Raw genomic sequence first — 19,907 nt, forward strand, 5'->3', positions numbered from 1 at the left:
CGGCCCGAAGACGCGGGGCGGTGCCCGCGATCAGCTGACGAAGCGGATGTTCAGCGGATAGCGGTAGTTCTCTCCCCGGTTGGCCGCGACGGCGGCGACGATCATCAAGACGATCGAGCCGATCCAGATCACCAGCATCAGCAGGAAACCGATCAGCACGAACGCCAGAATCCAGGAGACGAAGTAGGCGATCGTCAGGGTGAGCTGGAAGTTGAGCGCCTCGGCCGCCTGGGCCCGCACGTAGGGGGACTCGTCCTTCTTCGCGAGATACACCACCAGCGGGCCGACGAACCAGGTCAGCAGGCCCAGCAGATGGGCGAGCATGGCCATGGTGGTGTCGTCGCCGCCGGGCCGCGGGCCGTAGCCGCCCGGTGGCGCGGGATATCCGTAGCCGTACGGCCCGGGCGGCGGATAGGCGTTGCGGTAGTCGTCCTGATAGCCGTAGCCGCCGGGCCCGTACGGCGAGGCGGCGGGAGGCGGGTAGCCCTGCCCCGGCGCGGGATGATCTGGCCGGGGATGATCGGACCACCGGGGCGGCCCGGCGGGCCCGGGGTGCTCGCCGTCCGCGGGCTCGTGCCGCGGGTTCTCGTGACTGTCGCTCATGGCCCCTCCTGATGGGGTGCGGGATCAGCCATCCTCGCCGGGAACCGTCACGAAGTCGATCAGCTCCTCGACCGACCCGAGGAGCTCCGGCTCCAGATCGGCGTAGGTGGCGACCGATCCGAGAATGCGGCGCCATGCGTCGCCCGGCTCCAGATCCCAGCCGAGGGCGGCGATGACCCCTTCCTTCCACGGTACGCCACGTGGCACCGACGGCCAGGACGCGATCTTCAGCACCGCGGGCTTGACCGCCTGCCAGACGTCCACGAACGGGTGTCCGACGATCAGCACGTGCGGCGAGGAGATCTGGGCGGAGATCCGGCTCTCCTTCGATCCGGAGACCAGGTGGTCGACGAGCACGCCCAGTCGGCGGCCGGGGCCGGGCTCGAACTCCTCGACGATCGAGGGCAGGTGGTCGATCCCTTCCAGGTATTCCACGACCACGCCCTCGACGCGCAGGTCGTGCCCCCAGACCTTCTCCACGAGGGCGGCGTCGTGCACGCCCTCCACGTAGATCCGGCTCTCCTTGGCCACCTGTGCCCGCAGCCCCTCCACCGCGATCGAGCCCGAGGCGCTGCGTTTCGGGGCCCGTGGCGCGGCGGTGGGTCGTACCAGCGTCACGACCTTGCCCTCCAGGAGGAACGCGGCGGGCTCCAGCGGGAACAGCCGCCGCCGCCCGAACCGGTCCTCCAGCGTGACGGCCTCCTTGTCGCAGGCCACCACGGCGCCGCAGAAGCCGCCGTCGGCGTCCTCCACGACCAGGTCGAGCTCCGCGGGGACCTGGGGGATCTTCCCCTTGAGGGGGCGTCGCCAGTTCTCCGACAGCACGTCACGCTCGTACATCACCGACCGCCCGTCCTCTCTTCAGGGATCAAGGGGACGGTAGCAAAGGCCGCGATCACCCGCCGTAGGGTCCGGGCTGTCCCCACTGCCCGGCCGCGGCGGCCCGGCGCTTGCGGGCGCCGCTCCGCCTGACCAGCACGACGATCGTCACGATGACGGCCAGCAGGAACCCCAGTGCCGGCACCGCGAACAGCGCGACCGCTCCGCTCATCACCGAACCGGCGGCGATCTCCTTGCCCACGCCGAACCTGGCGTTCGACGTCTCGGGAGCCGTGCATGTGAGCTGGTAGTCGCCGGCCTTGTCCACTCCCACCCGCAGGGCCATCTCCCAGATGACGCCGTCGGCGGTCACGGTCTGCTGCACGCCCGGCTGTTCGAGCCTGACCTTCGCGGGGTCGCCCTGGAGCTGGCATTCGAACTTGGTGCCCGTCTCGGCGGAGACGTAGACGGCGGGCTTGTCCGCCGGGTCGAGCCTGACCGTGACGGTCTTGTCCGAGCCGAACGAGCTGGTGGGGGCGGCATCGGTGATCGCACTGAAGATTCCGCCGGCGAAACCGGCGATACCGACGATGATGCTGAGCACGAAGACGAGCCAGGCGCCGACGATCCAGCCGATGCTGGGCTTGATCTTCGTCTTCGGCGGCGGTCCCTGAGGCGTGCCGTATCCGGGTGGCGCGTAGCCGTAAGAAGGGGCGCCCTGCTGGTGGCCGTAGGGCTGCTGGGGCGCGCCGTGACCGGGCGCGCCGGCAGAGGCGCCACCCGAGGGGGATCCGAAATCGTGGGACATGTCGTAGATTGTGGGCCTTGTCGCTTGTATCCCGATAGCAATTGACTTGACGGACGCTTGGCCTCATCCTCCCGACGTCGCGTTATCGCACCCCGCGGGCGAGAGCCGTACACTTGGCACTCGGGAACACAGAGTGCCAGCCCTGACGTTTCACGTTCGGGTGCGGGCAGGGAGGTGAGCACGTTGGTCGACGATCGTAAACTGGCGGTGCTCCGTGCCATCGTCGAGGACTACGTGTCCACCAACGAACCGGTGGGCTCCAAGGCTCTCGTCGAGCGGCACAACCTCGGTGTGTCGCCGGCGACCATCCGCAACGACATGGCGGTGCTGGAGGAGCAGGGCTATATCGCCCAGCCCCACACCAGCGCCGGCCGGGTGCCCACGGACAAGGGCTACCGGCTGTTCGTCGACCGGCTCTCGCAGGTGAAGCCGTTGTCGAGCGCGGAGAAGAAGGCCATCGAGAGCTTCCTCGCCGGCGCCGTGGACATCGACGACGTCGTGATGCGCACGGTGCGGCTGCTGGCGCAGCTCACCCGTCAGGTCGCCGTCGTGCAATACCCCACACTGACCAACTCCACGGTCCGGCACGTCGAGCTGGTCCCGCTGAGCGAGCGCCGGCTGATGTTCGTGCTCATCACCAACACCGGACGGGTCGAGCAGCGCGTGATCGAGCTGCCCGACGTGGTCGACGAGGCCCGCGTCGCCCATCTGCGCGCGACCCTCAACGCCTGCCTGGACGGGTGCGGGCTGGCCAGGGTCCCCGACATGGTCGCCGACCTGCCCGCCCGGCTCGCGGTGGAGGACCGGCCGCTGGCGGCCACGATCCTGTCGGTGCTGCTGGAGTCCCTCGTGGACCGGCATGATGAGAAGATCGTTTTCGCCGGGGCGGCCAACCTCGCGGGAGCCGACTTCACCGTCGGTCTCCGCGACGTGCTGGAGGCCCTGGAAGAGCAGGTCGTGCTGATGCGCCTGCTCGGTGAGACCTCCGACCTGTCGGCTCTGACGGTGCGGATCGGCTCGGAGAACCCCTACACGGGTCTCCAGGGCACATCGATCGTCGCCGCCGGATACGGTTCGGGGGACAAACAACTGGCCCGGCTCGGTGTGCTGGGTCCGACGCGAATGGACTACCCGGTCACGATGGGCGCGGTGCGCGCGGTGGCACGCTACGTCAGCCAGATCCTGGCTGCATCCTAAGAGGTCAACTAAGTGGCTAAGAGCGACTACTACGGCACCCTCGGGGTGCGCCGTGACGCCAGTGCGGAAGAGATCAAGAAGGCTTACCGCCGTCTGGCGCGGGAGTTGCATCCCGACGTGAACCCCGACCCTGAGACCCAGGAGCGGTTCAAGGACATCACGCAGGCCTACGAGGTCCTGTCCGACCCCAACAAGCGCCAGATGTACGACATGGGCGCCGACCCGTTCGCCTCGGGCGCCGGTGCGGGCGCCGGCGGCTTCGGCGCGGGCTTCCCGTTCAGCGACATCATGGACGCCTTCTTCGGCGCGGCCGGCGGCGGCGGTGGCCGCGGGCCCCGGTCGCGTGCTCGCCGGGGCCGCAACGCCACCATCCGGGTGGAGCTCGACCTGCGCGAGTCGGCCTTCGGCACCACCCGTGAGCTGGTCGTCGACACCGCCGTGCTCTGTGAGGTCTGCACGGGCTCCGGCGCCGCGGCCGGCACCCACCCCGACACCTGTGACATGTGCCACGGCCGGGGCGAGGTCTCCCAGGTCACCCGCTCCTTCCTCGGCCAGGTCATGACCTCGCGCCCCTGCCCCCAGTGCGGCGGGTTCGGCTCGATCATCCGCAACCCCTGCCAGGAATGCTCCGGCGACGGCCGGGTCCGCACGCGGCGGACCATCAAGGTCCGCATCCCGGCGGGCGTGGAAGACGGCACCCACATCCAGCTCGCCGGCGAGGGCGAGATCGGTCCGGGCGGCGGCCCGCCCGGCGACCTGTTCCTGGAGATCGTCGAACGCCCGCACGAGATCTTCGAGCGTCGTGGCGACGACCTGCACTGCACCGTGCAGATCCCGATGACGGCGGCCTCGCTCGGCACCATCCTGACCATGGAGACGCTCGACGGCGCCGAGGAGCTCGACATCCGGCCGGGCACCCAGTCCGGGCAGACCATCCCGCTGTACGGCCGGGGCGTCCAGCGCCTCAACGAGAACGGCCGGGGCGACCTGCTGATCCACGTCAACGTGGAGACCCCCGCCCGCCTCGACCCCGCCCAGGAGGAGCTCATGCGCGAGCTCGCCAAGCTCCGCGGCGAGGAGCGCCCGCCCGGTAAGTTCGCCCCCGGCCAGCAGGGATTCTTCTCCCGGCTGCGGGATGCGTTCAATGGCCGCTGACCGCGACGCCTCCCGGCCTCGCCGGCACGCCTTCGACGGCCGATGACGGCTCCGGTCTTCCTGGCCGAGCCGGCCGACCTGGCGCGGGCGGAGTTCACCTTCGGCGGCCCCGAAGGGCGTCACGCGGCGGCCGTACGGCGGCTGCGGGCCGGGGAGCGGCTCGACCTGACCGACGGCGCGGGCGCCGTGGCCGAGTGCGTGGTCCTGGACGCGGGCAAGGAGTCCCTGCGCGTCGAGGTGCTGCGCCGCTACGACGTGCCGGCCCCGCGGCCCCGTCTGGTCGTGGTGCAGGGGCTGCCCAAGGGGGACCGGGGTGAGCTGGCGGTGGAGATGATGACCGAGGCGGGGGTCGATGTGATCGTGCCCTGGGCCGCGACCCGGTGCATCACCCAGTGGAAGGGCGACAGGGCGGTCAAGGCGCTGAGCCGCTGGCGTTCCACGGCGCGGGAGGCGGGCAAGCAGTCCCGCCGCTTCCACCTGCCCGAGGTGAGCGAGCTCGCCACCACCTCCCGGGTCGCCGCACTGCTGTCGGCGGCCGCCCTGGGCCTCGTGCTGCACGAGGAGGCGGCCTGCCCGCTGTCCACTCTGGAGCTCCCCGAGGCCGGTGACATCGTCGTGGTCGTCGGTCCCGAGGGCGGGGTCGCCGAAGCGGAGATCGCCGCGTTCCGCGAGGCGGGGGCCGTGCCCGCGCTGCTCGGCCCGACCGTGCTGCGCACCTCGACGGCCGGGGTCGCGGCGGCGGCGGTGCTCCAGACACGCACCGGACGCTGGTGACCGCCTAGCCGCCCGAGACGGCCGTCGCCACCTCCGTCGCCGCCTCGGTCGGCATCGGGGGCTCCTCCGACGGAGGGCACCCCTCGGTCGAGCACGGGCGATCGGAGGGCGTGACGGACTCCGAGGGCTTCGGGGCCGGCGTCTTACCGCACTCCTTCGGAGGATCCTCGGGCTCGACCGCTGAGGTGTCGGGAAGCGTCGTGGGGCAGGTGGGTGCCGGCGTGGGCCTCGGGGTCGGCGTGGGCCGGGGAGTCGGCTTCGCGCTCGGCTTCGGGCTGGGCACCGCGGTCCTGGACGGGGTGGCCGCCGGCAGGGGCGCCGTGGTCGCGGGCCCCGGCTTGGTGGCGGCCGGAAGGTGGGCGTCGTCGTTGGCGGGGGCCCGCGAGGTGGCCGACAGCTCGGGCGGGGCCGACTGGGTGAAGTTCACGTCGTCGATCTGCCGGGTCACCTGCTCGCGGAACTGCGGGACCATCATGACGACGGTGGCCGCGACCAGGACGGCTCCCGCGACGGAGGCTCCGGCGCGCCACCACATCAGCCCGCGGAGCCCGCGTCTTTCCACACGGGCCCGGATGATCTCCAGCCCGTCCGGGGAGGGAACGACCGAGTCCGCCTCCGCGCTGAGGACACGGCGGAGCAGCTCGCCGTACTCGTCGGGGGACTCGGTCATGACAGTTGCTCCAGTGAAGTTCGTAGGGCGGCCATGCCACGGGCCGTGTGGCTCTTGACCGCTCCCTTGCTGATGCCCATCGCGTGGGCGATCTGTGCTTCCGACAGGTCTCCGTAGTAGCGCAGGACCAGTGCCTCCCGCTGGCGCGCGGGAAGACCGCGAAGTGCCTCGATGACGGCGGACCGCTCGAACTCGCCGATCGCGCCGTTCTCGGCGCTCGGCGCGTCCGGCATGCCCTTGGGCGCGTACTTCTCCACGACGGCCCGATGCCGAAGCACCGAGCGCGATCGATTGACGACCGATTGACGCAGGTAGGCGAGTGCCTTGTCGGTGTCACGCAGGCGACGCCAGGCGCCGTGGATGGCGACGAACGCGTCCTGCACGACCTCCTCCGCGGTTGCCATATCGCGGACGAGTAACACAGCGAGACGCACAAGCGACCGGTAATGCGCGCTGTACAGCGCGGTAACGGCCATATCGGCGTCCCACTCGACGGGCACCGCCCCGAGCGACCTGTCGGCCACGAGGGTCTCGGTGGTCACATCAGTGGGACGCTCGGCCTTCCCAGAGGGTTTACGCTCTTCCGGTTCATTAGGGGGCATGACCCAGTCGTGTCCTCGCCAGGCGGCCATATCGCGCTAATCGCATGGTCTGTAGTTGTTGAAGTTTTGCATACCCACCTTATCCGGGTGGATCTTTCTTTGCTGGCGATGGACCATCACCGATTGGCAACGCCGGGGGAGGATAGGGTGCCTGCATGGTGAGTGAAGCCGACTGCCTGTTCTGCAAGATCGTGGCCGGGGAGATCCCCGCGAAGATCGTCCATGAGACCGACCGCACGCTGGCCTTCCGGGACGTCAATCCGCAGGCGCCCACCCATGTGCTCGTGGTCCCCAAGGACCACTACCCGGACGCGGCCGCGCTGGCCGCCGCCGACCACGGGCTCGCCGACGACGTGATCAAGGCGGCGCACGCGGTCGCCCAGCAGGAGGGCGTCGCCGACGCGGGATACCGCCTGGTCTTCAACACGGGCGCGCAGGCCGGCCAGACCGTCTTCCACGTGCACGGACACGTGCTCGGCGGGCGCGGCCTGACCTGGCCCCCCGGATAAAACCGGCAAGCGCGATCGCGTGGATCACGGATACGATGGCGTAGAAGTCCCACGCCGATATCTGGAGGCGAACAGGCCGAAAGGCCCGCCTATGTCCGAGACAAACGATTCCAGCAGAACATCCCCACCGCGAACGAAGGGTCCCAGCCGGACCCAGGCAAAGGTGGTGATTCCGGACGATCATTCGATGGTCAGCCTGCTGGGCTCGCGCGACGAGCTGCTGCGCGTCATCGAGGGCGCCTTCCGTGCCGACATCCACGTCCGGGGCAACGAGATCACCATCACCGGCAGCCCGGAGGAGAGCAGCATCGTGGTGCGCCTCTTCGAAGAGCTGACCGAGCTCGTCCAGGGAGGCGCGGAACTCACGACGGACGCCGTCGAGCGCAGCATCGCGATGCTGCGGATGACCTCCGACCGCCCGGCCGAGGTGCTCTCCCTCGACATCATCTCCTCGCGGGGCCGGACCATCCGTCCGAAGACCGTCAACCAGAAGCGCTACGTCGACGCGATCGACAAGCACACCATCGTCTTCGGCATCGGTCCGGCCGGCACCGGCAAGACCTACCTCGCGATGGCCAAGGCGGTGAAGGCGCTCCAGGAGAAGAAGGTCAACCGGATCATTCTCACCCGCCCCGCGGTCGAGGCGGGCGAGCGGCTGGGCTTCCTGCCCGGCACGCTCTACGAGAAGATCGACCCCTACCTGCGCCCTCTCTACGACGCGCTGCACGACATGCTCGATCCCGATTCGATCCCCCGGCTGATGGCCGCGGGCACGATCGAGGTCGCCCCCCTCGCCTACATGCGAGGCCGTACGCTCAACGACGCCTACATCATCCTGGACGAGGCGCAGAACACCTCGCCCGAGCAGATGAAGATGTTCCTGACGCGGCTGGGCTTCAACTCGAAGATCGTCGTCACCGGCGACGTCACCCAGGTCGACCTGCCGGGTGGCACGCTGAGCGGCCTGCGCGTGGTGCAGGAGATCCTCGAAGGCATCGCCGACATCCACTTCAGCCGTCTGACCAGTGCGGACGTGGTGCGGCACAGGCTCGTGGGCGACATCGTGGACGCCTACGGGCGTTATGACGAGACGCAGCGGCAGAGCGCCGCCCCGCAGGCGATCAAGGGCGTCGTCAAGCGCCCCCGGGAAAGAAGATGAGCGACCAGTGAGCATCGAGGTCAACAACGAATCCGGCGTCGAGGTCGACGAAGGACTCATCGTCTCGCTCGCCGGGCACGTGCTGGAGCGGATGGACATCAACCCGCTCGCCGAGCTGTCCATTCTGATCGTGGACGAAGAGGCCATGGCGGTGCTGCACGAGCAGTGGATGGGGGAGCCCGGCCCGACGGACGTGCTCTCCTTCCCGATGGACGAGCTGCGTCCGGGGCCCGGCTCCGGAGCCAGGCAGGAGGGGGACGCCCCCACCGATCCCGCGCTCCTGGGCGATGTGGTCCTGTGCCCGCAGGTGGCCGCCAAGCAGGCCGCCGAGGCCGGGCACAGCACCGAGGCGGAGCTGGAGCTGCTGTGCACGCACGGCATCCTCCACCTGCTCGGTTACGACCACGCCGAGCCCGAGGAGCACAAGGAGATGTTCGGCCTGCAGGGCGAACTCCTCGAATCGTGGCGGGAGGTGCGCCCCCAGCGGTGAACCTCGCCAACGGGTGGTTGTTCTCGGCCGTCGTCCTCGTCGTGGTCGGCGGCCTGATAGCCAGCGCGGAGACGGCTCTGGCCCGCATCTCACGGGTGCGCGCCGAGGAGTTCGTCCGTGAGGGGCGCCGGGGCGCGGTGCGCCTGCAGGCGATCGTCGCCGATCCGCCGCGCTACCTCAATCTGCTGCTCCTGCTCCGGCTCAGCTGCGAGCTCATCGCCACGGTGATCGCCACGCTGCTCTTCATCGACTGGCTCGGCGACAAGGGCTGGGCCTACGCCGCCGCGGCGGCGGTCATGATCGTGATCAGCTACGTGATCGTCGGCGTCTCGCCGCGCACACTCGGCCGCCAGCACGCCGAGCCGATCGCGCTCGCCAGCGCCCCCCTCGTGTACGGCCTGACCCGGATCTTCGGCCCGCTGCCCAAGCTGCTCATCCTGCTCGGCAACGCCGTGACGCCAGGCAAGGGCTTCAGGGAGGGGCCGTTCACCTCCGAGGCCGAGCTGCGCGACCTGGTCGACCTGGCCGAAGAGCGCAGGGTCATCGAGCCGGACGAGCGGGAGATGATCCACTCGGTCTTCGAGCTCGGCGACACCCTGGTCCGCGAGGTCATGGTGCCCCGCACCGACATGGTCTTCATCGAGCGCGGCAAGACGCTGAACCAGGCCCTGTCGCTCGCCCTGCGCAGTGGATTCTCCCGCATCCCCGTGGTCGGCGAGAACGAGGACGACGTCATCGGCATCGCCTATCTCAAGGACATCGTGCGCCGGGTGCAGGAGACCGGCGACGACGGTCGGGCCGAGCAGGTTGAGACGATCATGCGCCCGGCCAGCTACGTGCCGGAGAGCAAGCCCATCGACCAGCTCCTGCGGGAGATGCAGGCTCGTCAGATCCACCAGGCCATCGTCATCGACGAGTACGGCGGGACGGCCGGACTGGTCACCATCGAGGACGTCCTCGAGGAGATCGTGGGTGAGATCACCGACGAATACGACCAGGAGACTCCCCCGGTGGAGCCGCTGGACGACGGGTCGGTCCGGGTGACCGCCAGGCTTCCCGTGGGCGACCTGGCCGACCTGTTCGACATCGAGCTCGAGGTGGACGACGTCGAGACCGTGGGCGGCCTGCTGGCACACGCGCTGGGCAGGGTGCCGATCGCCGGCTCCGAGGCTGTGGTGGAGGGACTCAGCCTGACCGCGGAGAGCCTCGCCGGGCGCCGCAACCGGATCGGCACGGTCCTCATCAAACGGATCACCCCGGCCGAGCCCAATTCGGTCAGTGCGTCCGTGGAACACGACTAGGGCGGGACGCCGGCCCCGGGTGAAGGCAGGGGAGAGCCGCGTCCGGGGCGGGACGCCGGCCCTTTGCGGAAGGCAGGGGAGGGCCGCGTCCGGGGCGGGACGCCGGCCCCGGGTGAAGGCGGGGGCGGGTCGCGTCCGGGGCGGGACGATCTCCCAAGCGGCTCGCAAGCAGGCTGCAAGCGGCGCGCGCCATTCTCATCTCACGGCATCCGCTCGCGCGGGAGCCGGTGGAGAGGTCCCGGCGCCGGGAGGGGTTCGCGGCGCGAAGGACGGCTCCACGGGGGGAGAAGAAGGCGAGGACGGTCTCCGGCCGCTCTGCGCCTCTCGTCCGAGGGTGTTCTCGGCCGCATAATGCGGTTGAGGGCGCCCTCGGGCCGTTTCTCGATGATTGCCGCTTTTACCATCGGGGAAGAAAGCGGATCGGCGGGGACAAGACGCCTCGCATGTGACATCGGGGGAATAGTCATGACGCGGGGGATTCGTTTTGCCGTGGCGGCCGGCGTCTGCGTGGTCCTGGCCGGGGCGCTGACGGCGTGCGGTGCCGAGGCCGGGCCTGCCAGAAAGGACGCCGGTACAGAACTGGCGCGGTTGCGGAGTTTATTGCCGAACGCACAGCAATTACCCGACGGCTTTTCCGCGAGGCCGGGTGAGGGATGGAAACCCCCGTTCCGCCCGGCCGGCCGTGACTGCCGGCTCGTCCTCGGCATGGCGGGCGGCGGGGCGCCACGGCGGACGCCGGGGGTGCGGGTGGCCGCCACCTATCCGGGCGACGAACTGGGCGAACTACTCGGAGTCGGCCTGGCGTCCTACACCGGCGTCGATGCCGAGCACCGCTTCGACGAGCTGACCGAAGCGCTGGAGGGCTGCCCGGTCGCCAGGAGCCCCCTGCCCGGCAGGAGCACCTCCCTGAGGCTGTCCAGCCTGAAACTGGACGCCATCGGTGACGATGTGCAGGCCAAGCGGCTGCGCGGCCGGCTGAACGGATATCCCTACGAGATGCACATGGTCTTCGCCCGTATCGGCGGCACCCTGGTCTCGCTGGTGCACACCGGGGTCGCGAACGTCGACGTCCGGCGCACCCAGCAACTGGCCCAGTTCCTCGTCGAGCAGGCGGCCCGCTGACCGCGCTCGCCGTCGCCTGGCGGGCAGGTCGATTGGGATCGAAGGCCATGCGCTGATTACCCTTGCGCTGTGAGTGACGTGACCCTCGATCCCGAGGACAACAAGATCATTGTTCTGGCCCGCTCCGCCCGCGCCCGCAACGCCGCCGCCGAGGGCGCGGCCGTGCGCGACGAGACCGGCCGGACCTACTCGGCGACCAACGTGGCGTTGCCGTCGCTGACGCTGTCGGCGCTGCAGGTCGCCGTGGCGATGGCCGTCTCCAGCGGCGCCGAGTCCCTTGAGGCGGCCGCGCTGGTCACCGCGGGGCAGGGACCGGCCGAGGCGGACGCCCAGGCGGTCCGCGACATGGGCGGCAAGACGCTGCTCGTGGCCGACCCCGACGGGACCGTGCGTCAGAGCTGAGGCCGGCATCGGCGACAATGGATGACGTGAGTTCCTCAGCTGCTGATTTCCATGCCGGTTTCGCCTGCTTCGTCGGCCGGCCCAACGTCGGCAAATCCACGCTGATGAACGCGTTGGTCGGCACGAAGGTGGCGATCACCTCCTCCAAGCCTCAGACCACTCGCCGGGCCATCCGCGGCATCGTGCACCGGCCGGACGCCCAGCTCATCATCGTGGACACCCCCGGCCTGCACCGGCCCCGCACCCTGCTGGGCGAGCGACTGGACAGCCTGGTGCTGTCCACGCTCACCGAGGTCGACGTGATCGGCTTCTGCGTGCCCGCCAACGAGCCCATCGGTAAGGGCGACCGATTCATCGCCGAGAAGCTCGCCGCGGTCAAGAAGACCCCGGTCGTCGCCGTGGTGACGAAGTGCGATCTGGCGTCACGTGAGCAGATCGCCGCACAGTTGCTGGCGCTCTCCCAGCTCTCGGACTTCGAGGAGATCGTCCCGGTCTCGGCGCAGTCGGGCGAGCAGCTGGGCGTGCTGGGCGACGTGCTGATCGACCGGCTTCCCGCGAGCCCGCCGCTCTACGAAGGCGGCCAGCTCACCGACGAGCCCGAACAGGTGCTGGTGGGCGAGCTGATCCGGGAGGCGGCGCTGGAGGGCGTCCGGGACGAGCTGCCACACTCGATCGCGGTCGTCGTCGACGAGATGCTGCCCCGGCAGGGCCGTGACGACCTGCTCGACATCTACGCGCACATGTTCGTCGAGCGTCCGTCGCAGAAGGCCATCGTGATCGGGCACAAGGGCAGCCGGCTCAAGGACGTCGGCAGCCGGGCTCGCCAGCAGATCGAGGCGCTGCTCGGCACCCGGGTCTATCTCGACCTTCGGATCAGCGTCGCCAAGGACTGGCAGCGCGACCCCAAGCAGTTGCGCCGCCTGGGCTTCTACGACTGAGCCCGCCGCGGTCAGGTCGCAGCCGGGCCCGCGGTCGGGTTCGTCCCGTCCGGGTCGTCACGACCGCTCCCGAGGCGGGACGGTCACGGTCTCCAGGTGTGACTCACCGCTCCGCAGGCGCTGCCGCAGCTCGACGCAGTCCCGGCCGAGGGCGGAGATCAGAGTGCCGGGTCCGGCCAGGGGGAGCACCGCCCAGCCGTTCCCGACCGCCGACTCCGGCGCTCGCACGGTGGTCAGGATGCTGCCCACGCACCGGGCGTCGCCGTACACGGCGGGGCCGGTGTCGATCGCCGGGTCTCCCACGACGAACTCCTGCCGCAGCAGCGGTCCGTCCCCGGCCGTGGCGTCGAAGCGGGAATGGCAGCGGCCCGGACGCTCGCCGTACCGGCCAAAGACGATCTCCTCACGCCAGGACACCCGGGCGTCCTCGGCGAGCGTCAGCCGCACCACCACGCGGTGCAGGCAGCCGGCCGCGAGCACGGTCGGCTCGGGGGCGAACCGCAGCGACGCTCCCGGCCCGACCCGGGCCGTGACCGTCATCAGCGACTCGGCGGCTCCCGAACCGGGCAGCACCAGCGTGCTCGCGACCGACCGCACGTCCAGCGAGCTGCCCGCCCCCACCTCGATGTCGAGGGCGAGATCGTCGCCACCGAGCGGCCCGGCCGCGGTGGACACCAGGTGTACCTGGCCCGGCGCCGTGCCGCGCAGCGTGAGCGGCGGATCGGAGCGCATGGTGGCGAGCACAGTTCGCCCGTCCGGGGCGCGCTCGGTGACGATCGCGGCCCGAGCCGTCATCGAGCGCCGGAGTGCCGGTCGGCGGGTCACGGTCATCGGCTCAGAGGCGGACGTGGTCGTGGTCGTGGGGTTGGTCGTGGAGCCGGTCGTGGCTCCAGGAGCGGAAGAGCGCGGTGACCCATTCGGCGACCGCGGGCGAGCTCGGCTCCTGCCTGACCGAGGTGAACAGCACGGGTCTGCCGTTCCGTACGGCCGCCGCATCGCGGGACATGACCGTGAGGTCCGCGCCGACCATGGGGGCCAGGTCGGTCTTGTTGATCACGAGCAGGTCGGCCGTCGTCACGCCGGGACCACCCTTGCGGGGGACCTTGTCGCCACCCGACACGTCCAGCACGAAGATCTGGCTGTCGGCCAGGCCCCTGCTGAAGGTGGCGGTGAGATTGTCACCGCCGCTCTCCACGATCACCAGGTCGAGCGGGCCGCACCGCTCCTCCAGACTCTCCACCGCGTCGAGGTTGGCGGCGATGTCGTCGCGGATGGCGGTGTGCGGGCAGCATCCGGTCTGCACGGCGGCGATCCGATCCGGTTCGAGCACGCCGGCCCGGCGCAGGAAATCGGCGTCCTCGGTGGTGTAGATGTCGTTGGTCACCACGCCCAGGCGCAGCGTCCGGCCGAGCGCCCGGCACAGGGCCGCGGTCAGCGCGGTCTTGCCGCTGCCGACCGGCCCGCCGATGCCCAGGCGCAGCGCCCGGCCTCGCGGGTCGGCCGCCAGATGGTGGTCGTCGTGGTCGGCGCCCATGGGCGTCACCGTCCTTCCCGGTCAAGGTGTTCAGGAGACGAAGAGCCTCAGCTCGGCACGGACGTGTCCTTCGGCGAGCAGGTCGAGCGCGGGCGCCGCGTGGGCGGGCAGCGCCTCCCACTCCAGCGGCGCTCCCGCGGCGATCCGCTCCATGTCCGGAGCGAGATCGGCCAGAAGCCGATGGACCGGGACCGGGTCGAGACCCAGCAGCCGCACCGCCGCCGTGGCGGGGCCGGTGACGGCGGTGTAGGCCGCCGCGAGCGCGGCCTCCCTCGGGGCGCACCCCGCCGACGCCGCCACCGCGCCGAGCGCGATCGGGTGATGGGCACCCTGCGGTACGGCTCCTGCCAGATCGTCGAGCGCCGGTGACGGCCAGATCCGCCGGGCGGTGCGCAGCAGCAGCCTGCCCTGCGTCCGGCTCGCCTCGCGCTGGGCCGGAGAGGAGGCGCGGGCGTCGGCCTCCGCGTCCAGCCGGGCCCACGGCCCGGTACGGCCGGCCGCCGTCGCCGGACCGGCGGCGGGAACGGGCCCGCCGAGCTCGCAGGCGGCCGCCGCGAGGCCCGCGGCCACCAGGCCCGCGGTGGCCAGCCGCCCCCGCAGGAAGGCGGCGAGGCTGGGCAGGTCGTGGACCGCCCCGATCCGGACCGCCTCCTCGACGCCCCCCGAGTGCCCGTGCCCCCCGGCGGGCAGCCGGGAGTCGGCCAGCAACAGCAACGCGGCGCGCATCAGAACAGGAAGTAACGCTGGGTCATGGGCAGGGACTCGGCCGGAGCTGGCTCGATCGGCTCGCCGTCCACGCGGACGGCGAAGGTGTCGGGATCCACCTCGATCCGGGGCATGGCGTCGTTGAGCGGCATGCTCTCCTTGCCCCGGCGCCGGACGTCGGCCACCGGCAGCAGGCGCCGCCGTACGGCCAGGCGGTCGGCCAGGCCGTCCTCGATCGCCGCCGGGGCGACGAAATGCACCGAGGTGGCGGCGGCGGTCACCGGGGCCGCGCCGAACATGGGGCGGGGCATGACCGGCTGGGGGGTGGGAATGGAGGCGTTGGCGTCGCCCATCTGGGCGTAGGCGATGACACCGCCCTTGATCACCAGGTCCGGCTTGATGCCGAAGAAGGCAGGGTTCCACAGGACCAGGTCGGCCAGCTTGCCGGTCTCGACCGAGCCGACCTCGCGGTCCAGACCGTGGGCCGTCGCCGGGCAGATCGTGTACTTCGCGATGTATCGCCGGGCGCGGAGGTTGTCCGCGCGGCCGTCGCCCGGCAGCGTGCCGCGACGGCCCTTCATCACGTGGGCGGTCTGCCAGGTCCGGATGATCGTCTCGCCCACCCGGCCCATCGCCTGGGAGTCCGAACCGATCATCGAGATCGCGCCCATGTCGTGCAGCACATCCTCGGCGGCCATCGTGGCCGGCCGGATCCGGGACTCGGCGAACGCCAGGTCCTCGGGGATGGAGGGGTTGAGGTGGTGGCAGACCATCAGCATGTCGAGGTGCTCGTGCAGCGTGTTGACGGTGTGCGGGCGGGTCGGGTTGGTCGAGGAGGGCAGGATGTTGCCGTAGGAGGCGACCCGGATGATGTCCGGCGCGTGACCGCCGCCCGCGCCTTCGGTGTGGTAGGCGTGGATCATCCGGTCGCCGATCGCCTTCAGCGTCGACTCCACGAACCCGGCCTCGTTCAGGGTGTCGGTGTGCAACGCCACCTGGACGCCTGTGGCGTCGGCGACCGACAGGCAGGCGTCGATGGCGGCGGGGGTGGTGCCCCAGTCCTCGTGCAGTTTGAAACCGGAGGCTCCGGCGCGCAGCTGCTCCAGCAGGCCCTCGGTGCTTACCGTGTTGCCCTTGCCGAGCAGCGCGACGTTGACCGGGTAGGAGTCGAGTGACTCCAGCATCCGCGCGAGATACCAGGTGCCGGTCACCGTGGTGGCCTTGGTTCCCTCGGCCGGTCCGGTGCCGCCGCCGATGATCGTCGTCACCCCCGCGGCCAGGGCCTCGTCCAGGATCTGCGGGCAGATCAGGTGGACGTGGGAGTCGATCGCCCCCGCCGTCAGGATCTTCCCGTTGCCCGCGAGGATCTCGGTGGACGGGCCGATCACCAGATCGGGGTGGACGCCGTCCATGGTGTCGGGGTTGCCGGCCTTGCCGATCGCGACGATCCGGCCGTCCCTGATCCCGAGGTCGGCCTTGACCACGCCCCAGTGGTCGAGGACGACCGCACCGGTGATCACCAGGTCGGGGGAGCCCTCGGCCCGGGTGGTCCTGGCCTGGCCCATCGACTCCCGGATGACCTTGCCGCCGCCGAACACGGCCTCGTCGCCCGCCCCGGCGGGTCCCATCGACAGGTCCTCGGTGACCTCGACGAACAGGTCGGTGTCGGCGAGCCTGACCCGGTCACCGGCGGTGGGTCCGTAGAGCGCGGCGTAACGGGACCGTTCAACGAACATGGGCGCTCCCGTCGAGAGGCCCGGACCACTCGGCGCGTAGCCCGGGGACGATCCGGTGTCCGGCGATCGGCACGAGCGTCACGTCGCGCTCGACGCCGGGTTCGAACCGAACCGCCGTACCCGCCGGCACGTCGAGGCGGGTGCCCCAGGCCGCCCGGCGGTCGAACTCCAAGCCGGGGTTGGCGGCGGCGAAGTGGTAGTGCGACCCCACTTGAATCGGCCGGTCGGCGGTGTTGACGACGCGGACGGTGACGCGCTCGCGGCCCGGGTTGAGCGGGATGGGCGCCTCGCCGTACTGGATCTCACCGGGTCTCATCGCTCACGGTTCCTCGGTCACGGGATCGGCTGGTGAACGGTGACGAGCTTGGTGCCGTCGGGGAAAGTGGCCTCTATCTGCACCGACTCCAGCATCTCGGGCACGCCGTCCATGACGTCCCGCCGGGACAGCACGTTGCGTCCGGACTCCATCAGGTCCGCGACGGTCCGCCCGTCCCGCGCGCCCTCCATCAGGAAGGACGCGATGATCGCGGTGGCCTCGGGATGGTTGAGCCGGAGCCCCCGGGACCTGCGGTCACGGGCGACACCGGCGGCGACGTGGATGAGCAGGCGCTCCTGCTCGTGTGGTGTGAGCCGCATTACCGGACCATAGGAACCGGCGGTTTCCGAAGTGTTGCATGACGATGTCGGAGTGGTTTCCGCACTCCGCGCGCCCGCCGTGCGGCATCGCGAATGCCTGCCGAATGCCGTTGCACGCCACATTCCGGGCGGACGGTCGCCCGGTGACGAGCCGGCGGGTCGGACGGTCACCACGGGTGCGCCGGTCGGGCGTTCCACGCTCCGGGTGGGGCGCCGGCGGGTCCGGGTATGAACCCCACGGGGAACGACTACAGCACGGGGGCTGCCATGACCACCTACACCACCTACACCCTGTGGATCGTCGAGGGGGACATCGCGGGGGGCTCGGCCGGTGTGGACCTCTTCTCGCCGAACTCCCCGATCACCTACAGCGACCTGGGGCCGGCGGCGCTGCTGTGGCTGACGGACAACGGCTACGAGGACCCGGGCAGGCGGGTCGTGGTGACCGCGGCGGGCGTGATCCCCGACGGTGACATCGTGGCCTCCTACGACGTGGCCATGTGAGCGCGCCGCGGCGGCCCGGTGGCGTGGTCGTGTGAGCGCGACGCGGTGCTCCGGCCCGGTGCTCCGGCCCGGTGCCCGGTTCCCGCACCGGTTCCCGCACGGGGGCGGCGTCGGAACCGGAGACGGGCCAGGGTCTCAGGGGCGGGCGTCGAAGGAGTCGAAACTGACGTCCATCCTGACGCCACCGTGCCAGGCGTGGGCGAACATGCCGATGGAGCCGGCGGCGAACGGCCTGTCGTCGTCGAGCCGGGAGACGACCTCCTTGCCGTTGACGCTCAGGGTCAGCCTGGTGCCTGCCGCTCCACTGCGGCAGGCCGCCCGCAGGACGGTGAGCCGGGCCGGGTCGAAACCGGGAACGCGGACCTGTTTCACCGAGGCGGGCGCCTCGCCGCTCTTGCTGATGGAGGCGTTGCCGTTGCTGGCGAGCGAGAACGCGTAGCGTTTGGACCCCTTGTCCAGACCGCGGCAGAAGACGCCGAAGTCGCCCTTGCCGTTCAGCATCCGGACCTTCGCGGTGATGATCGTGTTCTTCACCGGACCGGTCAGGGGAGCGATGACCGGCAGGTAGCCATCGGACCTGGTGACGATCCGGTAGGCGCCCCGGGCCGGCCGGTGCTTGCCGCTGCCTCCCGCCGCGGTGGTCCAGCCCCGGTTCGCGCCGCTGAAGTCGTCTTGGAACGGCAGGGCCCGCGTCGGCGAGGGCGTGACCGCCGCCTTGGCCGAGGAGGGCGACGGGGAGGAGGTCACAAGCGCTGAGGGAGAGCCCGTGACCGTGGGATCGGCCGCCGGGACCGGTGTGGCCGCGGAGTCCGCCGCCGGGTCCGGGACGGACACGGCGGAGCTCGTCCCGGCGATCGGCTGCGCCGGAGACGCCTGGCCGGAGGTCGCCCTGTCCCGCGGCAGGAAGAAGGAGAAGGCGGCGATGACCAGCGCGACCGCCAGCCCCGCGAGGAGGGGAACGGCGACCGACCGCTTCCAGTGGGCCGGAGCGGCGCCTGCCGCGGCGGCACTGTTCGGCCTGCCCGCCCCGGGAGCCGGACTCGGCCACTGCGGAGCGGGCGAGGCGCCGACCGGCACCGGCAGGTCTGCCGGCCGCGCCGGGAGCAGGTCCGTCGAGGGAGGCTGACCGGGAGGCACGCCGGGTGGCTGCGCGGCGGGCCCGGCCATCGGGGCGGGCAGGCCGATCGGCTGCGCGACGGGTCCGGCCGCCGCGGGTGGGCGGGCTATGGGGATGGCCGGGTTGGTGGGTTCGTCGAGCGGCTCCACGGCGGGTGGCTGGACCAGGGACGTGGCCGGATCGATGGCGCCCGTCAGGATCCTGAGGATGTCCTGCACGCTGGGACGGCGAGCCGGGTCCAAGGAGAGGGCGTGGGCGGCCAGGTCACGGAGGGGGCCGTGCAGGCCGGCCAGAGCGGGGTCACCGGTCCCGTCCGCGCCGGAGCCGGACGGTTCGCGCCCGGTCGCCGCGTAGAGAACGACCCCGCCCCAGGCGAACACGTCCGACGCCGTGGTGGCCTCCTGCCCCCGCGCCTGCTCCGGCGAGGTGTATCCGGGCGTGCTCAGCGAGGGAAGGGCGGCCGGACCGGCGAGATGGGCCACGCCGAAGCCGATCACCCTGGGCCCGAGCGGGCCGAGCAGGACGGCGGACGGCCTCAGATTCCGATGCACGAGACCGGCGGCGTGGACGGCCTGCAGCGCGACGGCGGTGGACACGGCCAGCGTCTCCAGACTCGATCCGGAGAGGGGGCCGTGCTCGCCGACCTGGTGGCGAAGGTTCGGTCCCTCGACGTATTCGGTGACCAGATAGGCGTGGTCGCCGTCGAGCCTGACTCCCAGGACCGGGGCGGTGCATGACCGGGCCACCCGGGTCGCGGCCTGCGCCTCCTGTTGGAATCGCTGCCGGAAGGCGGGATCGGCGGCCAGGCCCGGGTGGATGACCTTGACGGCGACCTGACGCCCGTCGGGGTCACGGGCGAGGAAGACCTCGCCGGTCCGGCCCTGTCCCAGCTTGCTCACTACGCGGTACGGTCCAATGACGAGATCCATCGTCCCCCCTTCCAGAGATCTGATAGTGGATCCTAAGGGGTGTTTCGGGCGCTGCACCGGCATGCCGTTTGATCTCGTCTTGGTGAAGGGACGCCCGAGCCGGGCGGCGGCGGCATAGCCTGCCGGTCAGACGGGGAGTCCGGAGGTGCCATGATCGAAGAACCTGCGGACGCAGGAGCGCGGGGGAAGGATTCACC

General features: G+C 70.9%; 23 protein-coding genes. 11 read left to right on the plus strand and 12 right to left on the minus strand.

All coding sequences use genetic code 11. The features are described 5' to 3' along the window. Positions 1 to 30: 30 nt before the first annotated feature. The 3 genes from ACQPYK_RS12280 to ACQPYK_RS12290 are packed head-to-tail and all read right to left on the minus strand — an operon-like array spanning position 31 to position 2,230. Positions 31 to 603, minus strand: coding sequence for a DUF4870 domain-containing protein (locus tag ACQPYK_RS12280; RefSeq protein ID WP_433254269.1), 573 nt, complete (start codon positions 601 to 603; stop codon positions 31 to 33). Positions 604 to 627: 24 nt separating this feature from the next. Further along, positions 628 to 1,443 (minus strand): DUF3097 domain-containing protein, encoded by an 816-nt coding sequence (locus ACQPYK_RS12285; RefSeq protein ID WP_433254271.1) that lies wholly within the window; start codon positions 1,441 to 1,443, stop codon positions 628 to 630. Positions 1,444 to 1,498: 55 nt separating this feature from the next. After that, positions 1,499 to 2,230 (minus strand): hypothetical protein, encoded by a 732-nt coding sequence (locus ACQPYK_RS12290; protein WP_433254273.1) that lies wholly within the window; start codon positions 2,228 to 2,230, stop codon positions 1,499 to 1,501. A 183-nt stretch (positions 2,231 to 2,413) separates the two neighbouring features. Here ACQPYK_RS12290 and hrcA point away from each other — a divergent pair, with 183 nt between their 5' ends. Genes hrcA through ACQPYK_RS12305 form a run of 3 tightly spaced genes read left to right on the plus strand, consistent with a single transcriptional unit; the run spans position 2,414 to position 5,356 of the window. Continuing rightward, positions 2,414 to 3,427: a heat-inducible transcriptional repressor HrcA gene (gene hrcA / locus ACQPYK_RS12295; RefSeq protein WP_433254275.1), complete on the plus strand. Its 1,014-nt coding sequence runs from the start codon at positions 2,414 to 2,416 to the stop codon at positions 3,425 to 3,427. Positions 3,428 to 3,439: 12 nt separating this feature from the next. Then, positions 3,440 to 4,582 carry a molecular chaperone DnaJ gene (gene dnaJ, locus ACQPYK_RS12300; RefSeq protein WP_433254277.1) on the plus strand — a complete coding sequence of 381 codons (1,143 nt, stop codon included), beginning with the start codon at positions 3,440 to 3,442 and terminating at the stop codon, positions 4,580 to 4,582. A 42-nt stretch (positions 4,583 to 4,624) separates the two neighbouring features. Beyond that, the gene (locus tag ACQPYK_RS12305) at positions 4,625 to 5,356 is read left to right on the plus strand and encodes a 16S rRNA (uracil(1498)-N(3))-methyltransferase (protein ID WP_433254279.1); all 732 of its coding nucleotides are present in this window, start codon (positions 4,625 to 4,627) and stop codon (positions 5,354 to 5,356) included. A gap of 4 nt (positions 5,357 to 5,360) precedes the next feature. Here the strand turns inward: ACQPYK_RS12305 and ACQPYK_RS12310 are convergent, their stop codons facing one another. Next, positions 5,361 to 6,026 carry a hypothetical protein gene (locus ACQPYK_RS12310; RefSeq protein WP_433254281.1) on the minus strand — a complete coding sequence of 222 codons (666 nt, stop codon included), beginning with the start codon at positions 6,024 to 6,026 and terminating at the stop codon, positions 5,361 to 5,363. Continuing rightward, positions 6,023 to 6,502: a SigE family RNA polymerase sigma factor gene (locus tag ACQPYK_RS12315; RefSeq protein ID WP_043655278.1), complete on the minus strand. Its 480-nt coding sequence runs from the start codon at positions 6,500 to 6,502 to the stop codon at positions 6,023 to 6,025. The genes ACQPYK_RS12310 and ACQPYK_RS12315 overlap by 4 nt, the downstream gene beginning before the upstream one ends. 284 nt (positions 6,503 to 6,786) lie before the next feature. Here ACQPYK_RS12315 and ACQPYK_RS12320 point away from each other — a divergent pair, with 284 nt between their 5' ends. The 7 genes from ACQPYK_RS12320 to era all read left to right on the plus strand — a co-directional run bounded on the left by ACQPYK_RS12320 (position 6,787) and on the right by era (position 12,549). Continuing rightward, positions 6,787 to 7,137, plus strand: coding sequence for a histidine triad nucleotide-binding protein (locus tag ACQPYK_RS12320; protein ID WP_433258774.1), 351 nt, complete (start codon positions 6,787 to 6,789; stop codon positions 7,135 to 7,137). Positions 7,138 to 7,228: 91 nt separating this feature from the next. Continuing rightward, a complete protein-coding gene (locus ACQPYK_RS12325) occupies positions 7,229 to 8,296 on the plus strand; it encodes a PhoH family protein (protein WP_433254283.1) in 1,068 nt (355 codons plus the stop codon). A 7-nt stretch (positions 8,297 to 8,303) separates the two neighbouring features. Further along, positions 8,304 to 8,786, plus strand: coding sequence for an rRNA maturation RNase YbeY (gene ybeY, locus ACQPYK_RS12330; protein ID WP_012889022.1), 483 nt, complete (start codon positions 8,304 to 8,306; stop codon positions 8,784 to 8,786). Beyond that, on the plus strand, positions 8,783 to 10,087 hold the full coding sequence (locus ACQPYK_RS12335) for a hemolysin family protein (protein WP_433254285.1): 1,305 nt from the start codon (positions 8,783 to 8,785) through the stop codon (positions 10,085 to 10,087). Before ybeY ends, ACQPYK_RS12335 begins: the two co-directional genes overlap by 4 nt. 465 nt (positions 10,088 to 10,552) lie before the next feature. Then, positions 10,553 to 11,209, plus strand: a complete 657-nt coding sequence (locus ACQPYK_RS12340) for a hypothetical protein (RefSeq protein WP_433254287.1) — start codon at positions 10,553 to 10,555, stop codon at positions 11,207 to 11,209. A 69-nt stretch (positions 11,210 to 11,278) separates the two neighbouring features. After that, positions 11,279 to 11,611 carry a cytidine deaminase gene (locus ACQPYK_RS12345; protein ID WP_433254289.1) on the plus strand — a complete coding sequence of 111 codons (333 nt, stop codon included), beginning with the start codon at positions 11,279 to 11,281 and terminating at the stop codon, positions 11,609 to 11,611. Between the two features lie 17 nt (positions 11,612 to 11,628). After that, a complete protein-coding gene (gene era, locus ACQPYK_RS12350; protein ID WP_433254291.1) occupies positions 11,629 to 12,549 on the plus strand; it encodes a GTPase Era in 921 nt (306 codons plus the stop codon). A gap of 57 nt (positions 12,550 to 12,606) precedes the next feature. On the opposite strand, the gene ACQPYK_RS12355 is transcribed toward era, so the two are convergent. From ACQPYK_RS12355 to ACQPYK_RS12380, 6 genes are read right to left on the minus strand one after another with little or no spacing between them, the layout of a single operon-like run. Further along, positions 12,607 to 13,380 (minus strand): urease accessory protein UreD, encoded by a 774-nt coding sequence (locus ACQPYK_RS12355; RefSeq protein WP_433254293.1) that lies wholly within the window; start codon positions 13,378 to 13,380, stop codon positions 12,607 to 12,609. Between the two features lie 4 nt (positions 13,381 to 13,384). Beyond that, positions 13,385 to 14,083, minus strand: coding sequence for an urease accessory protein UreG (gene ureG / locus ACQPYK_RS12360; RefSeq protein WP_433254295.1), 699 nt, complete (start codon positions 14,081 to 14,083; stop codon positions 13,385 to 13,387). A gap of 30 nt (positions 14,084 to 14,113) precedes the next feature. Further along, entirely contained in the window at positions 14,114 to 14,809 is a 696-nt protein-coding gene (locus ACQPYK_RS12365; RefSeq protein ID WP_433254297.1) for an urease accessory protein UreF, read from the minus strand. Further along, complete coding sequence (locus ACQPYK_RS12370; protein ID WP_433254299.1) at positions 14,809 to 16,524, minus strand: urease subunit alpha; 1,716 nt, start codon at positions 16,522 to 16,524, stop codon at positions 14,809 to 14,811. Before ACQPYK_RS12370 ends, ACQPYK_RS12365 begins: the two co-directional genes overlap by 1 nt. After that, a complete protein-coding gene (locus tag ACQPYK_RS12375; RefSeq protein ID WP_433254301.1) occupies positions 16,514 to 16,840 on the minus strand; it encodes an urease subunit beta in 327 nt (108 codons plus the stop codon). The genes ACQPYK_RS12370 and ACQPYK_RS12375 overlap by 11 nt, the downstream gene beginning before the upstream one ends. A 17-nt stretch (positions 16,841 to 16,857) precedes the next feature. Continuing rightward, positions 16,858 to 17,160 (minus strand): urease subunit gamma, encoded by a 303-nt coding sequence (locus ACQPYK_RS12380; RefSeq protein WP_433254303.1) that lies wholly within the window; start codon positions 17,158 to 17,160, stop codon positions 16,858 to 16,860. Between the two features lie 267 nt (positions 17,161 to 17,427). On the opposite strand from ACQPYK_RS12380, the gene ACQPYK_RS12385 reads away from it, so the two are divergent. Then, positions 17,428 to 17,664 (plus strand): hypothetical protein, encoded by a 237-nt coding sequence (locus ACQPYK_RS12385; protein WP_433254305.1) that lies wholly within the window; start codon positions 17,428 to 17,430, stop codon positions 17,662 to 17,664. A 135-nt stretch (positions 17,665 to 17,799) separates the two neighbouring features. Here ACQPYK_RS12385 and ACQPYK_RS12390 read toward each other — a convergent pair whose 3' ends face one another. Then, entirely contained in the window at positions 17,800 to 19,710 is a 1,911-nt protein-coding gene (locus ACQPYK_RS12390) for a serine/threonine protein kinase (protein WP_433254307.1), read from the minus strand. Positions 19,711 to 19,907: the final 197 nt, after the last annotated feature.

Origin of the sequence: Streptosporangium sp. CA-135522 (assembly GCF_050949235.1) — a bacterium.
Taxonomy (GTDB): domain Bacteria; phylum Actinomycetota; class Actinomycetes; order Streptosporangiales; family Streptosporangiaceae; genus Streptosporangium.

Excerpts from the sequence above, each read along its gene's own strand:
- ACQPYK_RS12310 (WP_433254281.1), bottom strand. The coding sequence starts at position 6,026 with ATGACCGAGTCCCCCGACGAGTACGGCGAGCTGCTCCGCCGTGTCCTC.
- ACQPYK_RS12290 (WP_433254273.1), bottom strand. The coding sequence starts at position 2,230 with ATGTCCCACGATTTCGGATCCCCCTCGGGTGGCGCCTCTGCCGGCGCG.
- ACQPYK_RS12390 (WP_433254307.1), bottom strand. The coding sequence starts at position 19,710 with ATGGATCTCGTCATTGGACCGTACCGCGTAGTGAGCAAGCTGGGACAG.
- ACQPYK_RS12285 (WP_433254271.1), bottom strand. The coding sequence starts at position 1,443 with ATGTACGAGCGTGACGTGCTGTCGGAGAACTGGCGACGCCCCCTCAAG.
- era (WP_433254291.1), top strand. The coding sequence starts at position 11,629 with ATGGATGACGTGAGTTCCTCAGCTGCTGATTTCCATGCCGGTTTCGCC.
- ACQPYK_RS12375 (WP_433254301.1), bottom strand. The coding sequence starts at position 16,840 with ATGAGACCCGGTGAGATCCAGTACGGCGAGGCGCCCATCCCGCTCAAC.
- ACQPYK_RS12365 (WP_433254297.1), bottom strand. The coding sequence starts at position 14,809 with ATGCGCGCCGCGTTGCTGTTGCTGGCCGACTCCCGGCTGCCCGCCGGG.
- ACQPYK_RS12280 (WP_433254269.1), bottom strand. The coding sequence starts at position 603 with ATGAGCGACAGTCACGAGAACCCGCGGCACGAGCCCGCGGACGGCGAG.
- ACQPYK_RS12305 (WP_433254279.1), top strand. The coding sequence starts at position 4,625 with ATGACGGCTCCGGTCTTCCTGGCCGAGCCGGCCGACCTGGCGCGGGCG.
- ACQPYK_RS12315 (WP_043655278.1), bottom strand. The coding sequence starts at position 6,502 with ATGGCCGTTACCGCGCTGTACAGCGCGCATTACCGGTCGCTTGTGCGT.
- ACQPYK_RS12385 (WP_433254305.1), top strand. The coding sequence starts at position 17,428 with ATGACCACCTACACCACCTACACCCTGTGGATCGTCGAGGGGGACATC.
- ACQPYK_RS12325 (WP_433254283.1), top strand. The coding sequence starts at position 7,229 with ATGTCCGAGACAAACGATTCCAGCAGAACATCCCCACCGCGAACGAAG.
- ACQPYK_RS12380 (WP_433254303.1), bottom strand. The coding sequence starts at position 17,160 with ATGCGGCTCACACCACACGAGCAGGAGCGCCTGCTCATCCACGTCGCC.
- ACQPYK_RS12355 (WP_433254293.1), bottom strand. The coding sequence starts at position 13,380 with ATGACCGTGACCCGCCGACCGGCACTCCGGCGCTCGATGACGGCTCGG.
- ACQPYK_RS12370 (WP_433254299.1), bottom strand. The coding sequence starts at position 16,524 with ATGTTCGTTGAACGGTCCCGTTACGCCGCGCTCTACGGACCCACCGCC.
- ureG (WP_433254295.1), bottom strand. The coding sequence starts at position 14,083 with ATGGGCGCCGACCACGACGACCACCATCTGGCGGCCGACCCGCGAGGC.
- ACQPYK_RS12340 (WP_433254287.1), top strand. The coding sequence starts at position 10,553 with ATGACGCGGGGGATTCGTTTTGCCGTGGCGGCCGGCGTCTGCGTGGTC.